This window comes from Methylomonas sp. 2F7 (assembly GCF_057126975.1).
The window spans coordinates 113214-136786 of record NZ_CP195203.1 but is presented as its reverse complement, the minus strand read 5'-3'; the positions used below and the strand labels follow the sequence as shown (position 1 = coordinate 136786).

Annotated in this window: 25 protein-coding genes and 1 tRNA gene; 6 read left to right on the top strand and 20 right to left on the bottom strand. The window is 50.6% G+C overall.

The genetic code is table 11. From position 1 onward, the window contains the following. Positions 1-40 precede the first annotated feature (40 nt). From ahcY to rpsU, 7 genes are all read right to left on the bottom strand, one after another. The gene (ahcY, locus tag ACR64Q_RS00670) at positions 41-1333 is read right to left on the bottom strand and encodes an adenosylhomocysteinase (protein ID WP_036277747.1); all 1293 of its coding nucleotides are present in this window, start codon (positions 1331-1333) and stop codon (positions 41-43) included. Positions 1334-1352: 19 nt separating this feature from the next. Then, entirely contained in the window at positions 1353-2513 is a 1161-nt protein-coding gene (gene metK / locus ACR64Q_RS00665) for a methionine adenosyltransferase (protein WP_026603105.1), read from the bottom strand. A 68-nt stretch (positions 2514-2581) separates the two neighbouring features. Next, a tRNA-Ile gene (locus tag ACR64Q_RS00660) sits at positions 2582-2658 on the bottom strand. Positions 2659-2691: 33 nt separating this feature from the next. Continuing rightward, positions 2692-4503 (bottom strand): RNA polymerase sigma factor RpoD, encoded by a 1812-nt coding sequence (rpoD, locus tag ACR64Q_RS00655; protein WP_020483608.1) that lies wholly within the window; start codon positions 4501-4503, stop codon positions 2692-2694. Positions 4504-4579: 76 nt separating this feature from the next. Further along, positions 4580-6319 (bottom strand): DNA primase, encoded by a 1740-nt coding sequence (dnaG, locus tag ACR64Q_RS00650; protein ID WP_313733258.1) that lies wholly within the window; start codon positions 6317-6319, stop codon positions 4580-4582. A 15-nt stretch (positions 6320-6334) separates the two neighbouring features. Further along, positions 6335-6784 (bottom strand): GatB/YqeY domain-containing protein, encoded by a 450-nt coding sequence (locus ACR64Q_RS00645; protein ID WP_020483610.1) that lies wholly within the window; start codon positions 6782-6784, stop codon positions 6335-6337. 8 nt (positions 6785-6792) lie between these two features. Beyond that, on the bottom strand, positions 6793-7026 hold the full coding sequence (rpsU, locus tag ACR64Q_RS00640; protein WP_020483611.1) for a 30S ribosomal protein S21: 234 nt from the start codon (positions 7024-7026) through the stop codon (positions 6793-6795). Positions 7027-7130: 104 nt separating this feature from the next. Between rpsU and tsaD the strand changes: the two genes are divergently transcribed. Then, positions 7131-8141, top strand: coding sequence for a tRNA (adenosine(37)-N6)-threonylcarbamoyltransferase complex transferase subunit TsaD (gene tsaD / locus ACR64Q_RS00635; RefSeq protein WP_026603103.1), 1011 nt, complete (start codon positions 7131-7133; stop codon positions 8139-8141). On the opposite strand, the gene plsY is transcribed toward tsaD, so the two are convergent. Continuing rightward, positions 8142-8714, bottom strand: a complete 573-nt coding sequence (gene plsY, locus ACR64Q_RS00630) for a glycerol-3-phosphate 1-O-acyltransferase PlsY (protein ID WP_026603102.1) — start codon at positions 8712-8714, stop codon at positions 8142-8144. 89 nt (positions 8715-8803) lie between these two features. On the opposite strand from plsY, the gene folB reads away from it, so the two are divergent. Further along, entirely contained in the window at positions 8804-9157 is a 354-nt protein-coding gene (folB, locus tag ACR64Q_RS00625; RefSeq protein WP_026603101.1) for a dihydroneopterin aldolase, read from the top strand. Positions 9158-9159: 2 nt separating this feature from the next. Further along, complete coding sequence (folK, locus tag ACR64Q_RS00620; protein WP_026603100.1) at positions 9160-9642, top strand: 2-amino-4-hydroxy-6-hydroxymethyldihydropteridine diphosphokinase; 483 nt, start codon at positions 9160-9162, stop codon at positions 9640-9642. A gap of 13 nt (positions 9643-9655) precedes the next feature. On the opposite strand, the gene ACR64Q_RS00615 is transcribed toward folK, so the two are convergent. Then, the gene (locus tag ACR64Q_RS00615) at positions 9656-10387 is read right to left on the bottom strand and encodes a pteridine reductase (protein WP_313733257.1); all 732 of its coding nucleotides are present in this window, start codon (positions 10385-10387) and stop codon (positions 9656-9658) included. Next, positions 10388-10675 carry a hypothetical protein gene (locus ACR64Q_RS00610; protein ID WP_020483617.1) on the bottom strand — a complete coding sequence of 96 codons (288 nt, stop codon included), beginning with the start codon at positions 10673-10675 and terminating at the stop codon, positions 10388-10390. It abuts the gene before it with no gap. A 175-nt stretch (positions 10676-10850) separates the two neighbouring features. On the opposite strand from ACR64Q_RS00610, the gene ACR64Q_RS00605 reads away from it, so the two are divergent. After that, entirely contained in the window at positions 10851-11261 is a 411-nt protein-coding gene (locus ACR64Q_RS00605) for a hypothetical protein (RefSeq protein ID WP_026603098.1), read from the top strand. Between the two features lie 59 nt (positions 11262-11320). Here the strand turns inward: ACR64Q_RS00605 and ACR64Q_RS00600 are convergent, their stop codons facing one another. From ACR64Q_RS00600 to ACR64Q_RS00565, 8 genes are all read right to left on the bottom strand, one after another. Continuing rightward, complete coding sequence (locus ACR64Q_RS00600) at positions 11321-11674, bottom strand: DUF2782 domain-containing protein (RefSeq protein ID WP_033194224.1); 354 nt, start codon at positions 11672-11674, stop codon at positions 11321-11323. A 161-nt stretch (positions 11675-11835) separates the two neighbouring features. Beyond that, positions 11836-13233 carry a hypothetical protein gene (locus ACR64Q_RS00595; RefSeq protein ID WP_313733255.1) on the bottom strand — a complete coding sequence of 466 codons (1398 nt, stop codon included), beginning with the start codon at positions 13231-13233 and terminating at the stop codon, positions 11836-11838. A 79-nt stretch (positions 13234-13312) separates the two neighbouring features. Continuing rightward, the gene (locus tag ACR64Q_RS00590) at positions 13313-13597 is read right to left on the bottom strand and encodes a hypothetical protein (protein WP_313733254.1); all 285 of its coding nucleotides are present in this window, start codon (positions 13595-13597) and stop codon (positions 13313-13315) included. A 77-nt stretch (positions 13598-13674) separates the two neighbouring features. Continuing rightward, positions 13675-15690, bottom strand: a complete 2016-nt coding sequence (tkt, locus tag ACR64Q_RS00585; RefSeq protein WP_026603043.1) for a transketolase — start codon at positions 15688-15690, stop codon at positions 13675-13677. Between the two features lie 151 nt (positions 15691-15841). Beyond that, positions 15842-16489: a 3-hexulose-6-phosphate synthase gene (gene hxlA, locus ACR64Q_RS00580; RefSeq protein WP_483823259.1), complete on the bottom strand. Its 648-nt coding sequence runs from the start codon at positions 16487-16489 to the stop codon at positions 15842-15844. Between the two features lie 221 nt (positions 16490-16710). Further along, positions 16711-17292 carry a UbiX family flavin prenyltransferase gene (locus ACR64Q_RS00575; protein WP_020483624.1) on the bottom strand — a complete coding sequence of 194 codons (582 nt, stop codon included), beginning with the start codon at positions 17290-17292 and terminating at the stop codon, positions 16711-16713. Between the two features lie 11 nt (positions 17293-17303). After that, the gene (gene pip, locus ACR64Q_RS00570; RefSeq protein WP_313733252.1) at positions 17304-18248 is read right to left on the bottom strand and encodes a prolyl aminopeptidase; all 945 of its coding nucleotides are present in this window, start codon (positions 18246-18248) and stop codon (positions 17304-17306) included. Positions 18249-18316: 68 nt separating this feature from the next. After that, positions 18317-19234 (bottom strand): hypothetical protein, encoded by a 918-nt coding sequence (locus tag ACR64Q_RS00565; RefSeq protein WP_313733251.1) that lies wholly within the window; start codon positions 19232-19234, stop codon positions 18317-18319. Between the two features lie 314 nt (positions 19235-19548). Here ACR64Q_RS00565 and thiO point away from each other — a divergent pair, with 314 nt between their 5' ends. Then, a complete protein-coding gene (gene thiO / locus ACR64Q_RS00560; RefSeq protein ID WP_313733250.1) occupies positions 19549-20637 on the top strand; it encodes a glycine oxidase ThiO in 1089 nt (362 codons plus the stop codon). Between the two features lie 11 nt (positions 20638-20648). After that, positions 20649-21662, top strand: a complete 1014-nt coding sequence (locus ACR64Q_RS00555) for a quinone-dependent dihydroorotate dehydrogenase (RefSeq protein ID WP_313733249.1) — start codon at positions 20649-20651, stop codon at positions 21660-21662. Between the two features lie 128 nt (positions 21663-21790). Here ACR64Q_RS00555 and ACR64Q_RS00550 read toward each other — a convergent pair whose 3' ends face one another. After that, a complete protein-coding gene (locus tag ACR64Q_RS00550) occupies positions 21791-22552 on the bottom strand; it encodes an ABC transporter permease (RefSeq protein WP_313733248.1) in 762 nt (253 codons plus the stop codon). Further along, positions 22549-23493 carry an ABC transporter ATP-binding protein gene (locus ACR64Q_RS00545; protein WP_313733247.1) on the bottom strand — a complete coding sequence of 315 codons (945 nt, stop codon included), beginning with the start codon at positions 23491-23493 and terminating at the stop codon, positions 22549-22551. Before ACR64Q_RS00545 ends, ACR64Q_RS00550 begins: the two co-directional genes overlap by 4 nt. Positions 23494-23573 lie beyond the last annotated feature (80 nt).

Genomic DNA, 23573 nt, shown 5'->3' with positions numbered 1-23573 from the left:
AAGGGGCTTGCGCCCCTTTTTTGTTGGATTGACCTAATCCTTAGTAACGATAATGATCCGGTTTGTACGGACCTTCGACCGGCACATTAATATATGCCGCCTGTTCTTTGGTCAATTCGGTTAGTTTTACACCGATTTGCGCCAAGTGCGAACGCGCGACTTTTTCGTCTAGTTTTTTCGGCAACACATAGACTTTGTTTTCGTAGCTGGCGGCATTGCTCCAAAGCTCCATTTGCGCCAATACTTGGTTGCAAAACGAGTTGGACATTACGAAGCTAGGATGACCCGTGGCGCAGCCCAAATTCACCAGACGACCTTCAGCCAACACGATGATGCGCTTGCCGTCAGGGAAGATGACATGATCGACCTGCGGCTTGATGTTTTCCCAGGTGTAGTGGCGTAAGGACGCAATATCGATTTCCGAATCGAAATGGCCGATATTGCAGACGATAGCCTGATCACGCATCGCTTTCATGTGATCGTGAGTAATGACCCCGACGTTGCCCGTAGCCGTAACAAAGATGTTGGCAATAGGCGCCGCTTCGTCCATTGTTACTACACGATAACCTTCCATTGCTGCCTGCAATGCGCAGATCGGATCAATTTCGGTAATCAAAACAGTGGCGCCCAAACCGCGCAGCGATTGCGCGCAACCTTTACCTACATCGCCATAGCCGCAGACCACGGCAATTTTACCGGCCACCATGACGTCAGTAGCACGCTTGATACCGTCGACCAAAGACTCGCGGCAACCGTACAGGTTGTCGAATTTGGATTTAGTGACCGAATCGTTGACGTTAAAGGCTGGTACTTTAAGCGTACCTTTCGCCACCATTTCAGTCAGACGCAACACGCCGGTGGTGGTTTCTTCCGACAAGCCTTTCACATCCGCCATCAATTCGGGGAAGTTATTGTGCATCATGGTTGTCAGGTCACCACCGTCGTCCAAGATCATATTCGGACGCCAGCCGTTAGGGCCGATAATGGTTTGTTCGATACACCATTCAGCTTCGGCCTCGGTTTCGCCTTTCCAGGCAAAAACCGGAATACCGGCAGCGGCTATCGCGGCGGCGGCATGATCCTGCGTAGAAAATATATTGCAAGACGACCAACGTACTTCTGCACCCAATGCTGTCAGCGTTTCTATCAATACCGCAGTTTGGATAGTCATATGCAGACAACCGGCGATACGCGCGCCTTTTAACGGCTGTTGGGCGCCGAACTCGGCACGCAAAGCCATCAAACCGGGCATTTCGGTTTCGGCGATATTAATTTCTTTACGACCCCATTCCGCCAGGGCTAAATCGGCAACTTTGTAATCGGCTTGGCTCATAATATTTTCCTGATCCTGGTTAAATACCGGCCGCATCTTTCAATGCTTCGGCTTTGTCGGTTTTTTCCCAGCTGAAGCTGGCTTCGTTGCGACCAAAATGGCCGTAAGACGCGGTTGGGCGATAAATGGGTTTTAACAAATCCAATTGCGCAATCAAACCTTTTGGTCGCAAGTCAAAATGCTCCCGCACGATTTGCACCAAACGTTCTTCCTCGATTTTACCGGTACCAAAGGTTTCAATACTGATGGAAGTCGGTTCCGCAACACCAATGGCATAAGACACCTGGATTTCGCAACGCTCTGCCAAGCCGGCAGCAACGATATTTTTTGCTACATAGCGCCCCATGTAAGCCGCTGATCTATCCACTTTTGACGGATCTTTACCAGAGAACGCACCACCACCATGGCGCGCCATACCGCCGTAAGTATCGACAATAATTTTACGACCGGTCAAACCGCAATCGCCTACAGGCCCGCCAATGATGAATTGCCCGGTAGGATTGATGAAATACTTGGTGTCTTTGTGCAGCCACTCTTTCGGCAAAGTCGGCAGGATGATTTCATCCATCACCGCTTCTTCAAGCTGTTTGCCACCGATCTCCGGGGAATGCTGGGTAGACAAAACAACTGCATCAATGGCGACCGGTTTGTTGTTTTCGTAACGGAAAGTCACCTGACTTTTTGCGTCCGGACGTAGCCATGTCAGGGTTTTATTCTTACGCACCAAGGCTTGTCTCTCAACCAAGCGATGCGCGTAGGTGATGGGGGCCGGCATTAATACATCGGTTTCGTTGCTGGCATAACCAAACATTAAACCTTGGTCGCCGGCGCCTTGTTCGTGGTCTTCGGATTCATCGACACCCATCGCAATATCCGCCGATTGTTTACCAATGGCATTCAATACCGCGCAGCTATTACCGTCAAAACCGATTTCGCCGTTGTCGTAACCGATATCGCAAACTACTTTTCTTACCAATTCTTCGGTATCCACCCAAGCATTCGTGGTAATTTCGCCGGCCAAAACCACCATGCCGGTCTTGACCAATGTTTCGCAGGCTACCCTGGAACGCGGGTCTTGAGCCAGCAAGGCGTCAACAACAGCATCGGAAATTTGGTCAGCAACTTTGTCCGGATGACCTTCCGAAACAGACTCTGAGGTAAAAAGGTAGTTTTTATTCACGGTTACACCCTCGCCAAAATTAAAACTTGCGCGTATAAAAAAAGGCCGCGCAAACGGCCTGTTATCTGTGGTGGGCCCTGTAGGACTTGAACCTACGACCTGCCGATTATGAGTCGGAAGCTCTAACCAACTGAGCTAAGGGCCCTTAATTATCTAGCCTACGAATAATAGAAACGCCTTACTCGCCGTCAAGAAAACATCTCAACTGCTCTGATCTGGAAGGATGTCTTAATTTCCGCAGCGCTTTCGCTTCGATCTGACGAATCCGCTCACGGGTCACGTCAAACTGTTTACCAACCTCTTCCAACGTATGGTCGGTGTTCATGTTGATACCGAAACGCATCCGAAGCACCTTGGCCTCTCTAGCTGTCAAGCCCGCCAATACATTTTGAGTAGACTCGCGAAGGCCGGCGATTGTAGCAGACTCTACCGGCGAAAGCATCTTGGAATCTTCAATAAAATCACCCAAATGCGAATCTTCGTCGTCACCAATCGGTGTCTCCATTGAAATCGGCTCTTTGGCGATCTTCAACACTTTGCGAATTTTGTCCTCGGGCATTTCCATACGCTCAGCCAATTCTTCAGGCGTGGCTTCCCGACCCAATTCTTGCAAAATCTGTCTGGAGACGCGATTCAGCTTGTTAATGGTCTCGATCATGTGCACCGGAATACGAATAGTTCTGGCCTGATCAGCAATGGAACGGGTAATCGCCTGACGGATCCACCATGTTGCGTATGTAGAAAATTTGTAGCCGCGCCGATATTCAAATTTATCGACAGCCTTCATCAGACCGATGTTACCTTCCTGAATCAAATCCAGAAACTGCAAGCCGCGATTGGTGTATTTTTTGGCGATAGAAATAACCAAACGCAAATTAGCTTCGATCATTTCCTTTTTAGCGCGTCTCGCCTTAGCTTCACCTAGGGAGATACTACGACAAATACTTTTCAGGACCGCAATACTCAAGCCGTAGCGAGACTCGATATCGGCCAATCGCTGCTGTGCAGCCCTAATATTATCGCGGTGACTGCTGAAAACCTCGGAAAAATTAGGCCTCGCAGCGATAAACTGATCCAGCCACTCAAGGTTAGCCTCATTCTCCGCAAAAGCGTTGATAAAGTCCTTACGCGGCATTTTTGCTTTCTTAACGCAAACATCCAGTATAAAACGCTCTTCTTCGCGAATAGCTGAAATCAACTCTTCAGAAATCGATACCATTTTTTTCAAATACTGCGGCGTCCATTTAAACTCGCAAAATATTTCGTCTATCGCATCGAACAGTTTTTCGGTTTTGTCATGGCCGTAACCATGCTTTTTAACTGAGGTTGTCGCGGCTTTTAAAGCCTTTCTGAGTAAATCGACTTTTTGCTTAACTTCTTCGTAATCGACTGTTTTGCTCTCTTCTTCAGCATCCTCAGCGGGCTCTTCAATCTCAATACCGCTGACGTCAATGTCCTCAACCTCTGTGAGATCGACAAAACCCAACACCAAATCGTTGAGTCGCACGCCGGAGTCTTCAACCTGAACGGAATCAAAGGCGTCTATAAAAGACTCTACGATGAATCCGGAGCGAGCAATAGCACCTACTACTTGGCGCTGCCCCTCTTCAATCCGTTTCGCAATCTTTAGTTCTTCCTCACGAGTCAACAACTCGACCGAACCCATTTCGCGCATATATAAGCGCACGGGGTCAGTAGTTCTGCCGAACTCGCTATCGACAGACGCCAAGGCCGCGACTTCAGCCACTTCCTCGTCGTCATCTGCAGTGACTACGGCATCAGAGGTGATCAGTGAGTCGTCGTCATCCGGCGCCACCTCATAAACCTGAATCCCCATATCATTGATCATGCCGATAATATCGTCGATTTGCTCGGGATCGATAATATCGCTAGGCAAATGGTCGTTGACTTCCGCATAAGTTAAATAACCCTGCGCCTTACCTTTTGCTATCAGTTGTTTCAGTTGGGATTGCTGTTGTTCTTGATTCATTCTTTACTCACAATACGTTTTCAGCACCAAGCGCCGCAGAACAGGAAATTATAACGGCAAAAATTAATGCGGTCACCTAAGCCTTGTCCCTTAAAAGCTTCCGCAGTACCTCTTTTTCTTCAATCATTAAGCCTTCTCGACTCTCCTTCTCGATCAATCGGGTTAGCATAGCTTCCTTGGCCTGTTTGCAAAGTTGTTGCAACGCACCGCAAAACTCGGACTCTTCCCCGCCCACCGGCACATCGAGATCTAAACTAGCTAAAGCTTTTACAGCTTTTTCCTGGGATGTTCCTCGGAAAGACTCCAACAAGATGGCGCTATTTTCTGGCTTTTCAAGGGCGATCCGCTGCAAAACCTCTCTTAATAACTCGACCCCGGCAAAACTCAGATCATCGAGCACGACTCCCTCACGCTCAATCAAACTTGCAAAATGCGGGTGTTGAAGTAACAACCCTAAGACCTTGCGAGCCAAACTGATTCTTGGCGAGGAGATGCCTTTTTTGCCGACATCAAATTTAGACTTAAGTCTAGCCTGATTTTCGACAACATCCACAGCAATTCGGGAACCCGACAACTCCTGCAAACGGGTAAACATCATTTCCCTAAAAAACCCGGCAGGGACCTTTTCCAGTAAAGGTGTTGCCGCCGCCAGCAACTGAGACCGCCCCTCAACGGTTGTCAATTCCAATTGACCGACAATATTCTCGAAAAAGTAATCAGACAAGACCTGCGCATTACCAATTCGTTCCATAAACGCGGATAAATTTTCAGCGCGCAACAGAGAATCAGGATCTTGCCCCTGCGGCAATAGCATTATTTTGATTTGCCTACCATCACGCAAACAAGGTAAAGCAGCATCGGTAGCCTTCCAGGCCGCCTGCCTACCGGCATTGTCACCATCGAAACAAAACACCAATTCGGAGGTAAATCGGAACAATAAATCGATTTGCGCTTTCGAAGTCGCAGTACCCAGAGCAGCGACCGCATTGAAAATACCAAACTGAGCCAGGGCAATCACATCCATATAGCCCTCTACCACCAGTATCCGGCTGGGCTTACTATTCTTTTCTAAAAGCTCACAAAGCCCATAAAGCTCCTTACTTTTAGAAAAAACCGCAGTCTCGGGCGAATTAAGGTATTTTGGCAAAGAGTCATCCAGTACTCGGCCACCAAACCCCACTACCCGCTTCCGTTTATCTCGAATCGGAAACATCAATCTCCCCCGAAAGCGGTCGTAAACCTTGCCATCATCCCTGACCACCAGCATACCAGCGTCGATCAACTCCGCTTGACCGAAACGCGCCAACAGAGCATCCCATTTATTCGGCGCATAACCCAGGGAAAAATCTCGCGCTACCTCACCACTAATGCCCCTGGCTTTCATATACTCTACAGCTTGCCGACCTTCCGGATTTCCGCGCAATTGCTCCGCATAAAACCCGGCGACCCCCGCCAAAACCTCGTAAACATGCAACACATTTTTTTTATCAGGCAGCCCAGACTCGCCATCAATCAAATCCCTAGGCACATCCACGCCTGCAAAGGCCGCCAAATCTTCGACCGCCTCGACAAAGCCCAGATGATTAAATTCCATCAAAAAGCTGATCGCGTTACCGCCGGCGCCGCAACCGAAACAGTGATAAATCTGCCGACCGCGATTGACTGAAAAGCTTGGAGTTTTTTCCGTGTGGAATGGACAGCGCGCCATAAAATTGCTGCCGGATTTTTTAAGGGGGACGCGCGAATCGATTAGATCGACAATATCGACCCGCACCAAAAGATCATCTATAAACTGACGAGGTATCCTGCCGGACATGTTACCGACAAGATATTAAGCGATAAAACAGGCCTTAATTCTCGCACTGACATTCGCCATGTCAGCTCTACCTTGCATTTGCGGCTTAAGCAAAGCCATCACACCACCCATGTCTTTTACCGATGTAGCGCCCACTTCAGCTATAGCATCGGCGACCATGCCATCGATTTCAGCATCGCTAAGCGGTTGCGGGAGAAAATCCTGAATAACCAACACTTCAGCCTCCTCGATTTCCGCCAGATCGTTGCGACTGGCATCTCGGAATTGCTTGATGGACTCGCGCCGCTGCTTCAGCATTTTGTCGAGCACCAGTATGATTCTCTCATCACTTAGCTCGATACGCTCGTCGACTTCAACTTGCTTGATGGCAGCCAAAATCATGCGGATCACGCCCAACCTAGCTTTTTCGCCGCTTTTCATCGCGGCTTTCATATCGTCCGTGATACGTTTTTTTAACGCATCCATTGTCTTCCTTAAATTTGCGGACGACCGCGACGTAAGTTTTTCAACGCATAACGCTCGCGTGCCAGCTTTTTCAAATGACGTTTAACTGCCGCAGCACCTTTGCGCTTACGCTCGGTGGTTGGCTTTTCATAAAACTCGCGACGACGTACTTCAGCCAAAACACCGGCTTTTTCGCACGCACGTTTAAAGCGACGAATCGCGATGTCAAAATGTTCGTTTTCTTTAACTTTAACTGATGGCATTATCAATAATCCGATTTATGTTAGTATCTTTTGACGCTATCGGCGATAGCAAGCCCGCCGAAAACGGCCGATTATACTCATAAAATTCTTTTATTCAAAAACTAATGTACGTTTTAGGCATAGAAAGCTCTTGCGACGAAACGGCAGTCGCCGTGTACCATGCTAGCAAGGGCTTAATTGCCCACACCTTATACAGCCAAATTGCCACGCATGCCGAGTATGGCGGCGTCGTTCCTGAGCTAGCCTCAAGAGACCATATCCGCAAATTGGTTCCGCTGATCAAAACGCTATTAAAAGAAGCCAAATTAACCGCCAAAGACATTGAAGGCATTGCCTATACCGCCGGCCCCGGCTTAATGGGATCGCTACTAGTCGGCGCCGCCACAGCTCAAAGCTTAGCCTGGACCTGGCAAATACCTGCTATTGCCGTGCATCATATGGAAGGCCATTTATTAGCACCGATGCTGGAGGATAATCCGCCCGCCTACCCGTTCGTCGCATTACTCATTTCAGGCGGCCATACCCTGCTTATCGAAGTCCGCGCGATTGGCAAATACCGCTTACTTGGCGAATCACTGGACGATGCCGCGGGCGAAGCTTTCGACAAAACCGCAAAGCTCTTAGGCCTGGACTATCCGGGCGGCCCCAAATTGGCTGAGTTAGCGCGCAGCGGCCAAAACCGCTTTAAATTCCCAAGACCAATGACCGACAGACCAGGATTGGAATTTAGTTTTAGTGGCCTGAAAACCTTCACAATGAACGCCCTGCATGCCACCGAGCAAACCGAGCAGGACAAAGCGGATATCGCTTTCGCATTTCAACAAGCCGTTGCGGAAACATTAAGCATCAAATGCAAAAGGGCTTTACAACAGACGCAGTTGAAAACACTGGTAGTGGCTGGCGGCGTGAGCGCCAACCACGAAATCCGGAAACAATTACAACAGATGGCCGTAAAAGAAGGAGCAGAAATACGCTTTCCCCGTCCGGAATTTTGCACCGATAACGGCGCGATGATTGCCTATGCGGGATGCCAAAGATTAATGGCGGGGCAAACCCAAAATCTGGAAATCTTTGCCCGGCCGCGCTGGCCGATGGAGCAGCTAATCAGCCTTTGATCAAGACTCTTGCCCAGCCAGTAGCCGCTGAATATTACTCTTATGCCGCCACAGCAAAATCAGAGAAATAATGGTGAAGGTAGTGGTCAAATTGACATCGCCGACAATCAGCCAAACATACAGAGGCGTTAATGTTGCCGCCACCAAAGCGGCCAACGACGAAATTTTGCCTATTTTGTAAACGACAAACCAGGTGGCGGCAACCACCAAACCCAGCAGCCAAGCAACACCGAGCGTCACACCCAGCGATGTTGCCACGCCTTTGCCACCTTTAAATTCAAAAAAAATCGGATAAAGATGCCCCAAAAAAGCGGCAAACACCACCAAGGACAGCACCTGGCTGTCTACAGCCAATGCCTTCGCCAATATCACCGGCAACAGCCCTTTTAAAGCGTCACCCACCAAGGTAATCGCCGCTGCCTTCTTACCGCCGATACGCATCACATTGGTTGCCCCCGGATTACCGGAACCGTTTTCCCGAGGATCCGCCAAACCCATCATCTTACATACGATAATCGCGCTCGACACCGAGCCGGTTAAGTAGGCCAAAGGCACCAACAACCAATCCATCATTTAATCAACCTCTCGTCAATACTTGTACAGCGGCGCTATTTACTCGATACTGCCGCCTCTTCAAGAAATATAATAACCGGAAAGCAACGATGGACATCATCTTTTTAGGCGGGCTTGAAATCGATACCGTAATCGGTATTTACGACTGGGAAAGGAAGATCAAACAAAAAATCATCCTGGACATCGAAATGGGCTTTGACATCCAAAAAGCCGCCGCCAGCGACGACATCACACACACACTAGACTATAAAGCCGTTTCGGATCGCGTTGTCAGCTTTGTCGAGCACAGCGAATTTTATTTGGTGGAAAAGCTGATAGAAGAAATTGCCGGAATTTTACGCAGCGAATTTGCGATTCCGTGGGTAAAGATCACCCTAAACAAAAAAGGCGCCATTAGCCGCGCTCGTGACGTCGGCATCATCATCGAACGCGGCGAAAGATAGTCATGCCTACCGGATTTATCAGCATCGGCAGCAATATAGATAAGGAAATCCACATTCCCTCCAGCCTGGAAACACTACGTGAACTGTTCGGAGAACTGACAATTTCCAGCATCTTCGAAAGCGAGCCGGTGGGCTTTGTTGGCGACAGCTTTCATAACCTAGTCGTGCAATTCGAATCGACATTATCCGCGAAAGAAGTCGCCAAATTGCTAAAACAAATCGAATTGGACCATGGCCGCAGCAGGGAGAGCCAAAAATTCTCCGCCAGAACGCTGGATTTGGACTTGATTTTATACGGCGACCAAATTATCAGCGACGGCAGACTACAAATTCCACGCGATGAAATAGAACACTATGCCTTCGTGCTGGAACCTTTGGCGGAAATTGCGCCAAACGCCACTCATCCGATAAGCAAGCGTTGTTACAAAGATCTTTGGCATGATTTCGACAAACGCGATTTACGCCAAACCAAACTCGAGAAATAACGCTCTGAAACCTTTACCGAAACAGAGTCCGTCCACCATCCACAGTCAATACTTGGCCGGTAATATAATCGGCGTTTCCAACCAAAAACCTTACTGCTTTAGCAATATCGTCTGCTTCGCCGCAACGCTGCAAAGCCACTTTTTTTAAGATTTCCACCCGCTCCGCGTCAGCTACATCTTGTTCCGGCCATAAAATGGCCCCCGGAGCCACCGCATTAACGCGAACTTCCGGCGCCATTTCCCTGGCCAATACCTTCGTCATCGCCACCAAGCCGGCTTTAGCCATACTGTATACCGGATAGCCCGGCAATCCTGTTTCCGCGTGAATATCGGCGATATTGACGATACAGCCCCGTTTAGCTTTTAGTGACGACCACAACGCTTGCGACAAAAAGAACGGCGCTTTCAGATTGCTGGCCATTGTCAAATCCCAATCCTGTTCCGTAACCTGCCCGATGGGCACTGATTGAAACAACGACGCGTTGTTCACCAAGACATCGACATCACCCCATTGAGTAAGCGCTTCTTCAGCCAACTTCTGGATGCTACTGAATACCGATAAATCGGCGTTTAATAACCTTGCCGAATCGGCTCGCACAGCATTCAACTCAGCGGCTAAACGTAAAGCGTCTGCATCGGAGCGGTTGTAATGCAAAATCACATTACACCCCTCACTGTGCAGTAACCGGACACACGCCGCGCCGATACGTCTTGCCGCACCGGTAATCAGCACATTTTTAGACACTTATTGACCAGCGGCAGGCAAACTGGAGATCAATTTTTTTCTGATAAGATAACAAGCAGCCAGCGCGACGAACACCGGTAATTGGGTTAGCAAAAATTCAGTCACCGAATGCTTGGTTACCATGCCAGCCAGAGGCACCACGATCAGCATCTTGGATAACCACCAAGTCAGCCAGTACCCTATCAGACCAATCACAGACCAATTAATTAACGGACCGCCGTGATTTTTAGCCGTCAAATAAAACCAAACCAAGGTCAAAATACCGCATAACTTAGCCAGAAATAACATCTTCTCCCCCATTTTTATTGTTGTAAAAAGCAAACCAGACCGTAACTCAATGTAAACCAATCCCGGCAGAAAGATCAAATCAATACCATCAGACCGCTTATAGCTTGTGCTTCAAACTTGCAGACTTAGAACATATAATCGCCGCCATCCTAAAACAAGAACATGAGGAATACCCATGCACGCACGTCTTTTTGCCATAGCATTGCTAACTATCGGTTTTGGCAATTCTGCTTGGTCGCAATCCACACCGAGCCATGGCGGCCACGGCGGAGCGAGCGGCGGAGATGCTGGCGGATGCATCAATGCTAAAATTAGCCGCTATACGCCGGAACATTTAGCCACAGTCAGACCGGGCTCAGAGTTTTCGTTCGCGGTTTCCGGCAGCAATGGCCCAGGCCACATTCACGTCAGCATTAAACAGCAACCGGTCTCGGTTCAAATTGAAGACAAGGACACGTTCTATTTGGTAAAAGGTAAACTGCCTGACGAGCTTAAAAACACTGTCGTCAGAATCTCGGTAAAAGCCAAAGCAAAAGTCAGTAAATGCGATGCGGACGGCGGCTGGCTGTTAAAAGTTTCCGAATGATCTCAGGTGCAATGCCGGCAAGATACACTCAATTAGATAAATTGTTTTCGATCACAAGATCAGTTGAAATCCCATTCGAACAGTGTCCACTTGTTGATATTGGTGTTTTCGTCCAAATCATTTTTCTTCACATCCATCTGCTCATCACCGTTAGTATCCAACATATAGTAGGCCGGCCCTACCTGGGGCTGGATTTTCACCATGTATAGCTTGCCGTTGCGGCGAAACTCCTGGATAGTGTCTTTGCCTTTACGAATAATGGTAATGTCGGGCTCCATCTCTTCCCCGGACTGCACCGGAGCCGGCAAATCAGGCGGCTCCGGAACCGGCGCCAATTCATTGGCATCAGGGCCTGCGGCAAAAGCAAAGATCGGTAAAAACAGCATCAAGCTAAAACCCAATAAACGAGACATCAAGATCCCTGCAAAAATTTGAATGTGGGCGGTCATGATAATACAGATTCGGTAATGCCGCATAAATCCCTGGCTTGCCGGCACCCTTCGACGCACTAAAACTAGCAGGCATAAAAAAGCCGGCACTACCAAAAGGAAGTGCCGGCTTAATCAGCTAGACTTTAGGCTTGTTTACGTAAGTACTTCTCTACACCCGTCGTTCTAGCCACAACCTCGTCCTTGGACTGCAAGGCTTGCTTTGCCATGTAACGCGCGACACCCGACACGCCAGGCGCATCCTTCGCTAATGCATCCTGTTTGGACATATATCTGGCTACACCAGTGAGTTCTTTCGAATCCTTATCCAGCAACTCATGTTTAGTGACATATCGGCTAACCGAGCTCACTTCGGCAACAGGTTTTTGCGCTAATATTTGCTTGGCTAAATACTTGCTGACACCAGTAGGCGGCGGCAACTGTCTGGTCAATATTGCCTGCTTGGCAAGGTAACGGGCAACACCGGTTAAAGGCTCTGCCTGACTTTGCAATTGCAACTGTTTAGCCAGATATTTGGCAACACCGGTTGGCTTTGGTGCTTGCTGAGCAGACGCAGCCTGTCTGGCAAGGTAACGCTCAACAGCGGAACCCTCAAATGCCAACTCCTCGGCCAATTCTTGCTGAGCATTTTGTTCTTGATTCAACTGGGCCTCCGCTTTTTCCTGTTGAGCTAGCGCTTCCGCTGCAACATATCGTGCAATCAAAGCCGCAGCGGCCGCTTTTCTATCCGCCGCCGCCTGCTCTGCCAAAAATTTAGCCACACCGGTTAAAGGCGCTTGCTCTTTCAATAAGCGTTCCTGTTGAGCGACATACTTAGCCACACCGGTTACTAATGGCGCATCTTTTGCCAACAAAGCTTGTTTGGTGACGTATTTGCTCACACCAGTTGCTATTGGCGCTTCTTTTGCCAATACATCTTGCTTCAATACATATTTGGCAACGCCTGTAACCAATGGCGTCGAACCGATCTGCATATTTTGCCGAATGACGTATTTAGCGACATTGGTCACCGCATGGTCTTCGCGATCATTTTTGGTAATGTATTTAGAAACCCCAGTCACCGGCGCTTCTTTAGACAAAATCGACTGCTTGATTAGGTATTTGGCAACTCGAGTAACCGGATTTTCCGCTTGTTGAGTCAGATATTTATCGACACCCGTCGCAACCGGCTCGCTTTCGGTCACTTCTTCAACAAGCTCTTCTACTACTTCGGCAACTTCTTCAATTTCTTCTTCTACTGTTTCCTCGACAACCGGCTCCACGACAGCCGCCTCTTCGACGGCTTGCCGGGCTTTTTCCAATTGCGCTTGCAAGACTAAATATTTAGCCACCCCGGTCAACGGCTGGCCGTTTTCGTCCAGTTCCGGCTTAGGCGGCTCAAGTTTTTGCAGATAACGGGCTACACCGGTCAATTGCGCGTCTTCGCTGTCGACACGAGAATAAGCTTCTGACCGACTATCACTACTGCTCGAATTGTCGAACAAAAAGCCGAATAAGCTATTCATCAAACTGTTTGTTGCCATTTGAGAATACTCCTGAATGTAATAATTGTTATGTGTCTAGACGACGAGTTCATCAAATTCACGGTATAGCCTAAAAATACTAGGAACCCGCTGCGCTGAATACTACTTTAGGCTGAAAATTGGCTGCCGGGTACTTGGCGTCAATTTCTGAGGTCTGCTCATGCTTTGTTTCGGCGCAAGGCGCGCTAGAATTACTGGTAGCGGCGACCGGAGAGCTGGCCTTGGCTACTTCAGCAATAGCCGGATCTCTGTAGAGAACCTTAGGTTGAAAATCCGCAGCAGGATAATCTTGAGCACTGACCGCGGCCGATACGGCTAACAGCAAGCCCGTTAAAAACTTCTTAATCAATTGCGTGTTTATCATGATTCCACCTTACTCTATTGATTAAAGACAAGCCCGCCGGCAACATTGTCACCGACAGGCCTTTTACTTAGCGCCTATTAAAGCACAGCTTCCACATTAGCGACGACATTGTCCACGGTAAAGCCGAACTCTTTGAAGAGTTGACCTGCCGGGGCCGATTCGCCGAAACGGTCCAATCCTACGACTCTACCCGCGCTGCCGGCGTATTTCCACCAGCTGTCGGTTACTCCCGCTTCTACTACCACGCGCTTGGTCACACTCGGTGGCAATACGCTGTCTTTGTACGCTTGGTCTTGCGCTTCAAAGACATTGGTCGATGGCAAGGACACCACGCGGATGTTTTTGCCTCTGGCTTCCAGCGCTTCAGCGGCTTTAACCGCCAATTCCACTTCAGAGCCGGTGGCAATGATGATGGCATCCGGGGTACCGGCACTGTCTTTCAGGATGTAGCCACCTTTACTGATGCCGTCAATCTGGGCTTGGCTGCGCGCCATGTGCGCCAGGTTTTGCCGGGAAAAGATCAGGGTGCTTGGTCCATCTTGACGCTCAATCGCGGCTTTCCAGCACACAGCCGACTCGACGGCGTCGCAAGGGCGCCAGACCTGCATGTTCGGAATCATGCGCAGGGTGGCGGTTTGTTCGACGGGTTGGTGAGTCGGACCGTCTTCGCCCAGACCAATGGAGTCGTGGGTGTACACAAAGATGGTCGGGATTTTCATCAACGCGGCCATGCGCAGGGCGTTACGGGCGTATTCACTGAACATCAGGAAGGTAGCGCCGTAGGGTTTGAAGCCACCGTGCAGGGTGATGCCGTTCATGATGGCGGACATACCGAATTCACGCACACCGTAGTAGACGTAGTTGCCATCGAAGCCCGGTTGGTTGACGTCTTTGCAGCCGGACCACAGGGTCAGGTTGGAGCCGGCCAAGTCGGCAGAGCCGCCCAGCAGTTCGGGCAACAAGGGGCCAAAGCCGTTCAGGGTGTTTTGCGACGCTTTACGGCTGGCGATGGTTTCGCCTTTTTCGTTGACAGCGGCGATGAAGGCGTTGGATTTATCCGCCCAATCGGCCGGCAGTTCATTTTTGATGACCCGACGTTCGAATTCGGCTGCCAATTCCGGATGTGCGGCTTTGTAGGCAGCAAATTTGGCGTTCCAGGCGCTTTCCAGTTGGGCACCTTTGGCATTAGCATCCCAACCGGCTTTGATGTCGGCAGGAATGTCGAACGGCGCATGCGGCCAACCCAGGTTTTCACGGGTCAGGGCGATTTCCGCTTCACCTAAGGCCGCACCGTGGCATTCTTCTTTGCCTTGTTTGTTCGGCGAACCGAAACCGATGGTGGTTTGGCAGCAGATAATGCTCGGTTTGTCGGTGACTTTTTTCGCGGCTTCAATGGCAGCTTTGACGGCGTCGGCATCGTGGCCATCCACTTTAGGAATGACGTGCCAGCCGTAGGCTTCGAAACGTTTGGGCGTGTCGTCCAGGAACCAGCCGGCGACGTTGCCATGACCGCGGACTTCGCCGTCGATGGAGATGTTGTTGTCGTCGTAGAAGGCGATCAGTTTGCCCAGCTTCATGGAGCCGGCCAGGGAGCAGGCTTCGTGGGAGATACCCTCCATCAAGCAACCGTCACCCAGGAATACGTAGGTGTGGTGGTCGACGATGTCGTGGCCCGGACGGTTGAATTGGCCGGCCAGTGTACGTTCCGCTAAAGCGAAACCGACGGCATTGGTGATGCCTTGGCCCAAAGGACCGGTAGTGGTTTCGACGCCGTCGGTGTAACCGTATTCAGGATGACCTGGGGTTTGCGAGTGCAGTTGACGGAACTGTTTCAGTTCTTCGATCGGCAAATTGTAGCCGGCCAAGTGCAACAAGGAATAAATCAGCATAGAGCCGTGGCCGTTGGACAGGATGAAGCGGTCGCGGTTGGGCCATTTAGGGTTGCTGGGGTTGTGTTGCAGAAAATCGTTCCACAATACTTCTGCGATGTCGGCCATCCCCATCGGTGCACCGGGGTGCCCGGAGTTGGCTTTCTGTACGGCGTCCATGCTAAGTGCGCGGATGGCGTTCGCTAAGTCTCGGCGCGAAGGCATGTTTAGTTCTCCTTTGAATCTTATAGTGCGAGCCGGCTCATGATCGGCCGTGCCCGGTAAAAACTGGGGGGGTTATAACAAACGAAAGGACGAGTGGCGCTAACCACCCGTCCTTAATATTTCCTAATAACTAGGTATTGCCAAAACTGGCTTATGCAGCAGCAGCGTCAACCAGTTCGCGGATTTCGCGAGCAGCTGTTGCTGGGCATGGCGCGCCATAGATAGCAGCACCAACAACGATGATGTTAGCGCCAGCTTCAACGACTTGTTGTACAGTCGCTTGTTTGATACCGCCGGCAACAGAGATACGCACATTCAGGCCCAAACGAGCGATGTCGTTCAAATCAGTAAATGGTGTGTGACCGGCTGCTTGCGCGTCCAAACCGGTGTGAATACCAACGATTTGCGCGCCCAATTTGGCAGACTCTCTCGCGCATTCGGATTTGTCGGCTACGTTGATCAAGTCGATTTGAGTTTCAGCGCCATGTTTTTTCGCAGCCTTGATAACGCCGGCGATAGTGGCCAAACCGGATACGCCCAATACGGTGCAGATATCCGCGCCAGCAGCATAGAAAGCGCCGGCTTCGTATTCGCCTGCGTCCATAGTTTTCAGGTCAACCAACAACAATTTATCTGGGTAACGCTGTCTCAGTTCTTTAACCAGGTTGATACCGTTGTATTTGATGCAAGGAGTGCCGATTTCAAAAATATCAACATAAGGCGCTACTTTATCAGCCAATTCGACAGTTTGGTTGAAATCCAGTGAATCCAACGCCATTTGAATTAATGGTCTTGCCATATTTATGTGCTCCGATTGTTATAGTTACAGTTATTGTTTTAAGACCCACCCCCCGACCAAAACGCCATTTTCAGGTCTTTAAGTCGAGAGCGCCGCAAGCCTTTGTCGATGGGCAGTTTTCGCGAGTGCGGCAACTCTAAATCAGAATAAGGCGCCCTGTCAATTGAAGACCGACTATTTACTCAGTAAAAACCCTGTATACAGTCCGGATCGATAAAAACTTAACCATCCAAACCGGTCCAAGGCTTGAATAGCCCCGTCGCATCCACCCCAAACATATCCAGGATTCGACCCACACCTTCATCAACCATCGCCCTTACGGAATCGGTCTTGTTGTAAAAAGCCGGCATCGGCGGATAGATAATCCCGCCCATTTCCGTGACGCTGGCCATATTGCGGATATGCGCCAAATTTAACGGGGTTTCACGAGGCACCAGCACCGTTTTGCGGCGCTCCTTCAATGCCACGTCCGCCGCCCGAGAAATCAAGTTGTCGCCAAACCCATGCGCCACAGCCGCCAGCGTTTTCATCGAGCATGGCGCAATCACCACGCCCTCGGTCTTGAAAGAACCGCTGGCAATACAGGAGGCAATATCGTTTATGCCGTGCGTAACATCCGCCAACTCATACAAGGTAGCGCGATCCATATCCAGCTCGTATTTTAGATTAACGAAACCAGCTGTCGATACGACGAGATGAGTTTCCCATTCGTCTCGCTCCCGCAACACTTGCAGCATCCGGACGCCGTAGATGGCCCCGGTAGCGCCGGTCATGGCAATAACCAGTCGTTTTTTGTTGCTCATAATTCCCTTGTCTACGCTAAAAGCTTGGCCATTTCATCGGTCGCGGATACCAAAGCATCGATCATTTCGTCGCCCCGCGCAATGTGCCCGGCATTCGGCAACACTACGTAACGAGATTGCGGTAAGGCCTGATGCAGGCGCCAGCCGGCTTCTATAGGACAGGTCAAATCGTTTCGGCCGTGAATGATGATAGTCGGTATCGCCTGTAACCCTGCACAGTTTTCCAGGATTTGATTTTCGCTGATGAAATAATCATGAATGGCATAAGACAATTCCATCTTTACTTGCCGCAACATCTGCTCGCTAACCGACTCCATACTCTCCAAATAGCCACTCCCTAATGCCACTTGCCCGCTCCAGGCCTGCCATTGTTGAGCAGCGCGCTTAGCGGCGTCCTGATCGGCACCGAAAATTGCCTCCACCAATCGCTCCAAAACATTGGCGTCCGGCAAATTGGGCAAATTATCCAATAAGGTCTGCCAACGCTCGGGATAGATTTTATTGACACCGTTACCCAGAAACCACTCCATATCGGCCTGCCTCGCTAAAAACACGCCGCGCAAAATCATTGCTAATACCTGCTGCGGATGCTGCTGAGCGTAAAGCAAAGCCAAGGTCCCACCCCAGGAACCGCCGAATAACAACCATTTTTCAATACGTAATTGAGTGCGGATACGCTCCATATCCGCCAGCAAATCCTGAGTAGTATTGCCCTGCAATTCGCCAAACGGCCCCGACAATCCGCAGCCGCGCTGATCCATCAGAATAATGTGGTAGCGCTCGGGATCGAAAAACCGCCGGTGATCCGGCTTGGTACCGGAACACGGACCACCATGCAAAAAAATCGCCGGAATACCGGCCGGATTGCCGGATTGCTCGACGTATACGCGATGCTCACTATCGGTTTCCAGAAAAAAGGTATGGAACGGCGAAATATCCGGATAGAGCGTTTTCATTATTTTTCATCCATAAAAAAAGGGAAGGCTGTGACACCTTCCCTTTTGCGTGCTAACTAAGCGTCAACTTAGAATTTGAAACCCACATAGCCACCAGCGTTGAAACCGTCGGTAGGTGTACCGTCCAGTTTGCTGGTTGAGTAGTGGTAACGCACGTCAGTACCCAATACGATGCCTCTATAAAGATCGTATTCAGCACCGGCGCCGAAGTTCAAACCGGCATTCAACACCGAAACCGCGTTGGACGGAACGCCCAGGATGTTGATATCCAGACCAACAGGAATGATCCATGGACGCAATTTGCTATCGTGCATGAATTTAATTTTTGGAGATGCGTTGATTCTCAAACGGGCATCGGTTGCTCTAGGAGAAGCGCCATTAACCCTTACAGCACCAGTACCGCCTTCTGCTACCGGAACTACAACAGTACCATCAGTCAGCGTATTGGTCCCTGAGCCGTACTGAGCATATTCAACACCCAACTCAATGCCGAAAGATGTGTCATCCATCAAGCCGAACAAATCATTATTTACGTTGAAATCAAACGCGCCACCGAAGTAAAAGCCTTCGTTGTTTTGGTTGTTAGATAAAAAAGCACCATTGGTCAAAGGACTGGCATTGCCTCTAGCATGATCCAAAGCCGACCAACCGCCACGAACTGCTACCAAGTTGTCTTTTGCAGACGCTTGAGCAGGTGTTGATTTAACAGACGCCATCCATTGATCCAACTCTTGAACTTTTGCATTCGCAGCAGTGGAGCTGGCAGATGAAGATTTAACCCGGCTCAATTCTGCTTGCATGGCTTGCATTTGCTCGGCCATTTGTTGCATTTGCGCTTCCAGAGCTTCGGTTTTTCTGGCGGCAGCGTCGGCTACGCGCTCGGCACTGGAACCAGCAGCTTGGGCTTGTGGGGCAATGAATGCTCCAGCCATTGTCAAAGTCGCCGCGGCAACGCCCAGCGCTAATTTGGTTTTAGTAAAACTCATTGTTGTTCCCCCCAAGGGTAGTTATTGTTAAGACTGAATTGGCTTTATAGCAACACAGGATTTCTTCACGTGGGCAATAATAGCAGCAAAACACTAGCCTTACAAGTTTTAAGTCTATTTTTTTTCATCAAAAACATTGTTTTATATCAATAAGATACGAATACTTTGTAAACTATAATCCATGTTTGTCAAAAACTAACAACAGCCATTTGCTTTTTTACACACCCATCGACAATCGGCAAACCCTATCTAAATACGCCGGCTTCGTGTTACCTTAAAAAAGCCTTCTTACACCAGTTTTCCTCAGCATTTGCATGACCAAACACCTGGATATTCTGATCATCGGCGGCGGTATCAGCGGCCTATTAGCCGCACGAGAACTGCGCCTTGCCGGCCGCGACGTGACGATCCTCGACAAATCCAAACCGGCTCTGGAATCCTCATGGGCCGGCGGCGGCATTTTGCTGCCGATTTATCCCTGGCGCCAAGCCGCAGCGATCTCCGAATTAGCCGTCAACAGCTTAAAAAAATACCCTGCCTTAAGCCAGGAACTGCTCGCCGCTACCGGTATCGATCCGGAATGGTATGCCTGCGGCATGCTGATCTGCAAAAACCCGGACTACGAACAAGCTATACAATGGTGCGAGCAATACCACATCGACTACCAGCCGGCAGCGCCAGAATTCACCGAGCCGTTTACCAGCACTCTCGACCAAGCGCTGTGGCTGCCGGGAATTGCCCAGGCCCGCAATCCCAGATTATTAAAATCGCTCCTCGCTTACCTAATACAATCCGGCGTGAAATTTCTGGATAGCACCGAAGTTCGCAAGATCGGCATCGCCAACCGCCAAGTTGAGAGCATTGAAACCAGCAACGGGAGCTACGCCGCTCAGCACCTGATCATTAGCGCCGGCGCCTGGACCACCGATTTAATGCAGGATTTATTGCCGGATTGGCCGGTAGACTTGCGCATCAAGCCGGTCAGAGGGCAGATGCTGCTGTTCGACGCCACGCCAACCACCTTGCCTTATATGGTGCTGGACGGCGATCAATATTTGATCCCCCGCCGCGACGGCAAAATCCTGGCGGGCAGCACCGTGGAGCAAGCCGGCTTTAATAAGATCACCACAGAAGACGCCAAACAACAGCTTTACCAATTCGCCACCGAATTGCTGCCGACCTTGAAAAACTATCCGGTTTGCCATCATTGGGCAGGCTTGCGCCCCGGCAGTCCGCAAGGCATACCCACTATTGGACAGCATCCCGACATTGACAACCTCAGCATCAATGCCGGCCATTTTAGAAATGGTTTGGTAATGGGGCCGGCATCCGCAAAATTGTTGGCGGACCTGATTCTGCAGCGCCCCACCGAACTAGACCCGACCCCGTATTCGCTAACTTGAGCAACCGCGCCATGAACCTTTATCCTTTGCTACGCCCCCTACTGTTCTCCCTGGACCCGGAAACCGCGCATCATGTGACGCTGGATTTACTGAAGCTGGCCAAGCAAACCGGCTTGTCGGCTTTGAGCAGACCAAGATCCAGCGGAAAGCCGGTTAAGGTGATGGGCTTGGACTTTAAAAACCCGCTAGGACTGGCGGCGGGCCTGGATAAAAACGGTGACTACATCGACGCCTTGGCCGAGCTGGGTTTTGGCTTCATCGAAATCGGCACTGTCACCCCACGCCCGCAACCAGGCAACCCCAAGCCACGCCTATTCCGCCTGCCAGAACATCAAGCAATTATTAATCGAATGGGCTTTAACAATTTGGGTGTCGATCATCTGCTGGCACAAGCCGATAAATGCCAGTATCGCGGAATATTGGGCATTAATATCGGCAAGAACGCCGACACCCCGCTGGAAAACGCTACCGAAGATTATCTGATCGGCTTGCGCAAAAGCTACGCGGCGGCAAGCTATATCACGATCAACATTTCCTCACCCAACACCAAGAATTTGCGCCAATTGCAGCAAGGCGACGAGATCAAGCAATTGCTCAGCGCTTTGAAGGAAGAACAACTGAAATTGCAAGCGGCGCAGGGCAAATACACGCCCATCGCGGTGAAAATCGCGCCGGATTTAAGCGATGAGGAAATTAGCCACATCGCGGCATTGCTGTTGGAATTTGCTATCGACGGCGTGATTGCCACCAACACCACCATCGCCCGCGATAAAATCCAGGGGCATATCCACGCCAACGAAGCCGGTGGTTTGAGTGGTGCGCCGGTCAAGGATAGTTCGACTCGGGTAGTGAAAGGTTTGGCGACGGAATTGAACGGCAAACTGCCGATTATCGCGGCCGGCGGCATTCTCAGTAGCGCAGACGCCCAGGAAAAGCTCGCAGTCGGCGCCAGCCTGGTGCAAATCTATAGTGGCTTAATCTATAGAGGCCCGGCATTGATCGAAGAGATATTGAGCGCCATCTGATGAGTTAGTCAACCAACAGGCGGTAAGCCATTGGTTGCGAACCGGCCCAGCCGAAAGCTACGCGGTGCGTACCCTAGCAAGCTATTTCCTTGGTGGAGTGATCAATTGCCGTCTACGTTGCTTCCGACTTAATGTCTAATCTTGTACCCGGTCTTAAACACCCACCAGACAAAAATCAAACAGACGGTCAGAAAGCCAAACGTCATGCCTATGCTCATCGCCACATCCACGTCGGCCATGCCGTAAAAGCTCCAGCGAAAGCCGCTAATCAAATACACCACCGGATTGAACAAGGTGACTTTCTGCCACAAGGGCGGCAGCATATTGACCGAATAGAACGCGCCGCCCAGGAAAGTCAGCGGTGTCACAACCAACATCGGCACCACCTGCAGCTTCTGAAAACTGTCAGCCCACAGGCCGATAATGAAACCGAACAGACTGAAAGTCACGGCCGTCAGCAGCAAAAAGCCGATCATCCACAGCGGATGGGCAATCTCGTAGGGCACAAATAGACGGGCGGTTCCCAAAATCAGCAGGCCCAACAGCACCGACTTGGTCGCCGCCGCTCCCACGTAACCCAGCAGCACTTCGATCCAGGACACCGGCGCCGACAGCAACTCGTAAATCGTACCCGCCCATTTAGGCATGTAAATGCCGAACGAGGCGTTGGAGATGCTTTCGTTGAGCAAATTCAGCATCACCAGCCCGGGGATAATGAAGGCGCCATAGCTAACGCTGTCGATGTCGCCCATCCGCGAGCCAATGGCTTTGCCGAAGACGATGAAGTACAGCGAAGTGGTCAGCACCGGCGCGGCGATGCTTTGCGCCAGCGTGCGAAAGGTGCGGGCCATTTCGAAACGGTAAATGGCGCGGATGCCGTAGATGTTCATGATTGCGTCCCTTGTGATTGGTGGACCAGGCTGACGAAAATGTCTTCCAGTGAGCTTTCGCTGGAGCTAAGGTCTTTGAAATCGATACCGTGCTCGCTTAGCCGGCGCAGCAGCTCGGCAATGCCGGTCTCTTCTTCCTGAGTGTCGAAGCTATAGACCAAGCGTTGGCCGTCTTCTGTCAGCGTTAACGCCCAGGCGTCAAGCTCAACCGGGATCTCGGTCATGGGCTGGCGCAAAGTCAGCGTGAGTTGTTTCTTGCCAAGCTTATGCATCAGTACGGCTTTGTCTTCCACGACGATCAGTTCGCCCTTATTGATGACGCCGATGCGGTCCGCCATATCTTCGGCTTCTTCGATGTAGTGGGTAGTTAAAATGATGGTGGTGCCATTGGCGCGCAGTTCGCGCACCATGCGCCACATGTCGTGGCGCAACTCCACATCGACGCCGGCGCTAGGCTCATCCAAAAACAATATCGTCGGCTCATGCGCCAGAGCCTTGGCTATCAGCACGCGGCGTTTCATACCGCCCGACAGCGACATGATTTTCGCATCGCGCTTGTCCCACAACGATAAATCGCGCAGCACTTTTTCCACATAAGCGTGGTTGGGCGGCTTGCCAAACAGTCCGCGGCTGAAATTAACCGTGGCCCACACCGACTCGAAGGCGTCGGTGTGCAGTTCCTGAGGCACCAGGCCGATGGCGGCGCGCACGGCGCGGTAGTCCCGCACGGTGTCGTGGCCGTCGGCGATGATGCTGCCGGCACTGGCGTTGACGATGCCGCAGATGACGCCGATCAACGTGGTTTTGCCGGCGCCATTGGCGCCGAGCAAAGCAAATATCTCACCGCGCTTTATGTCCAGGTTGATGTTTTTCAGGGCTTGCAAACCGCCGGCATAGGTCTTGTTTACGCCGCGTATGGAAATAATGGGGTCGGCATTCATGGACAGTTCGAATTTAAGGGTTGCCGATAAGGTTTCGTCATGTGGTTTTCCTGTATATATGTTCTTGAGATGACTTTCGT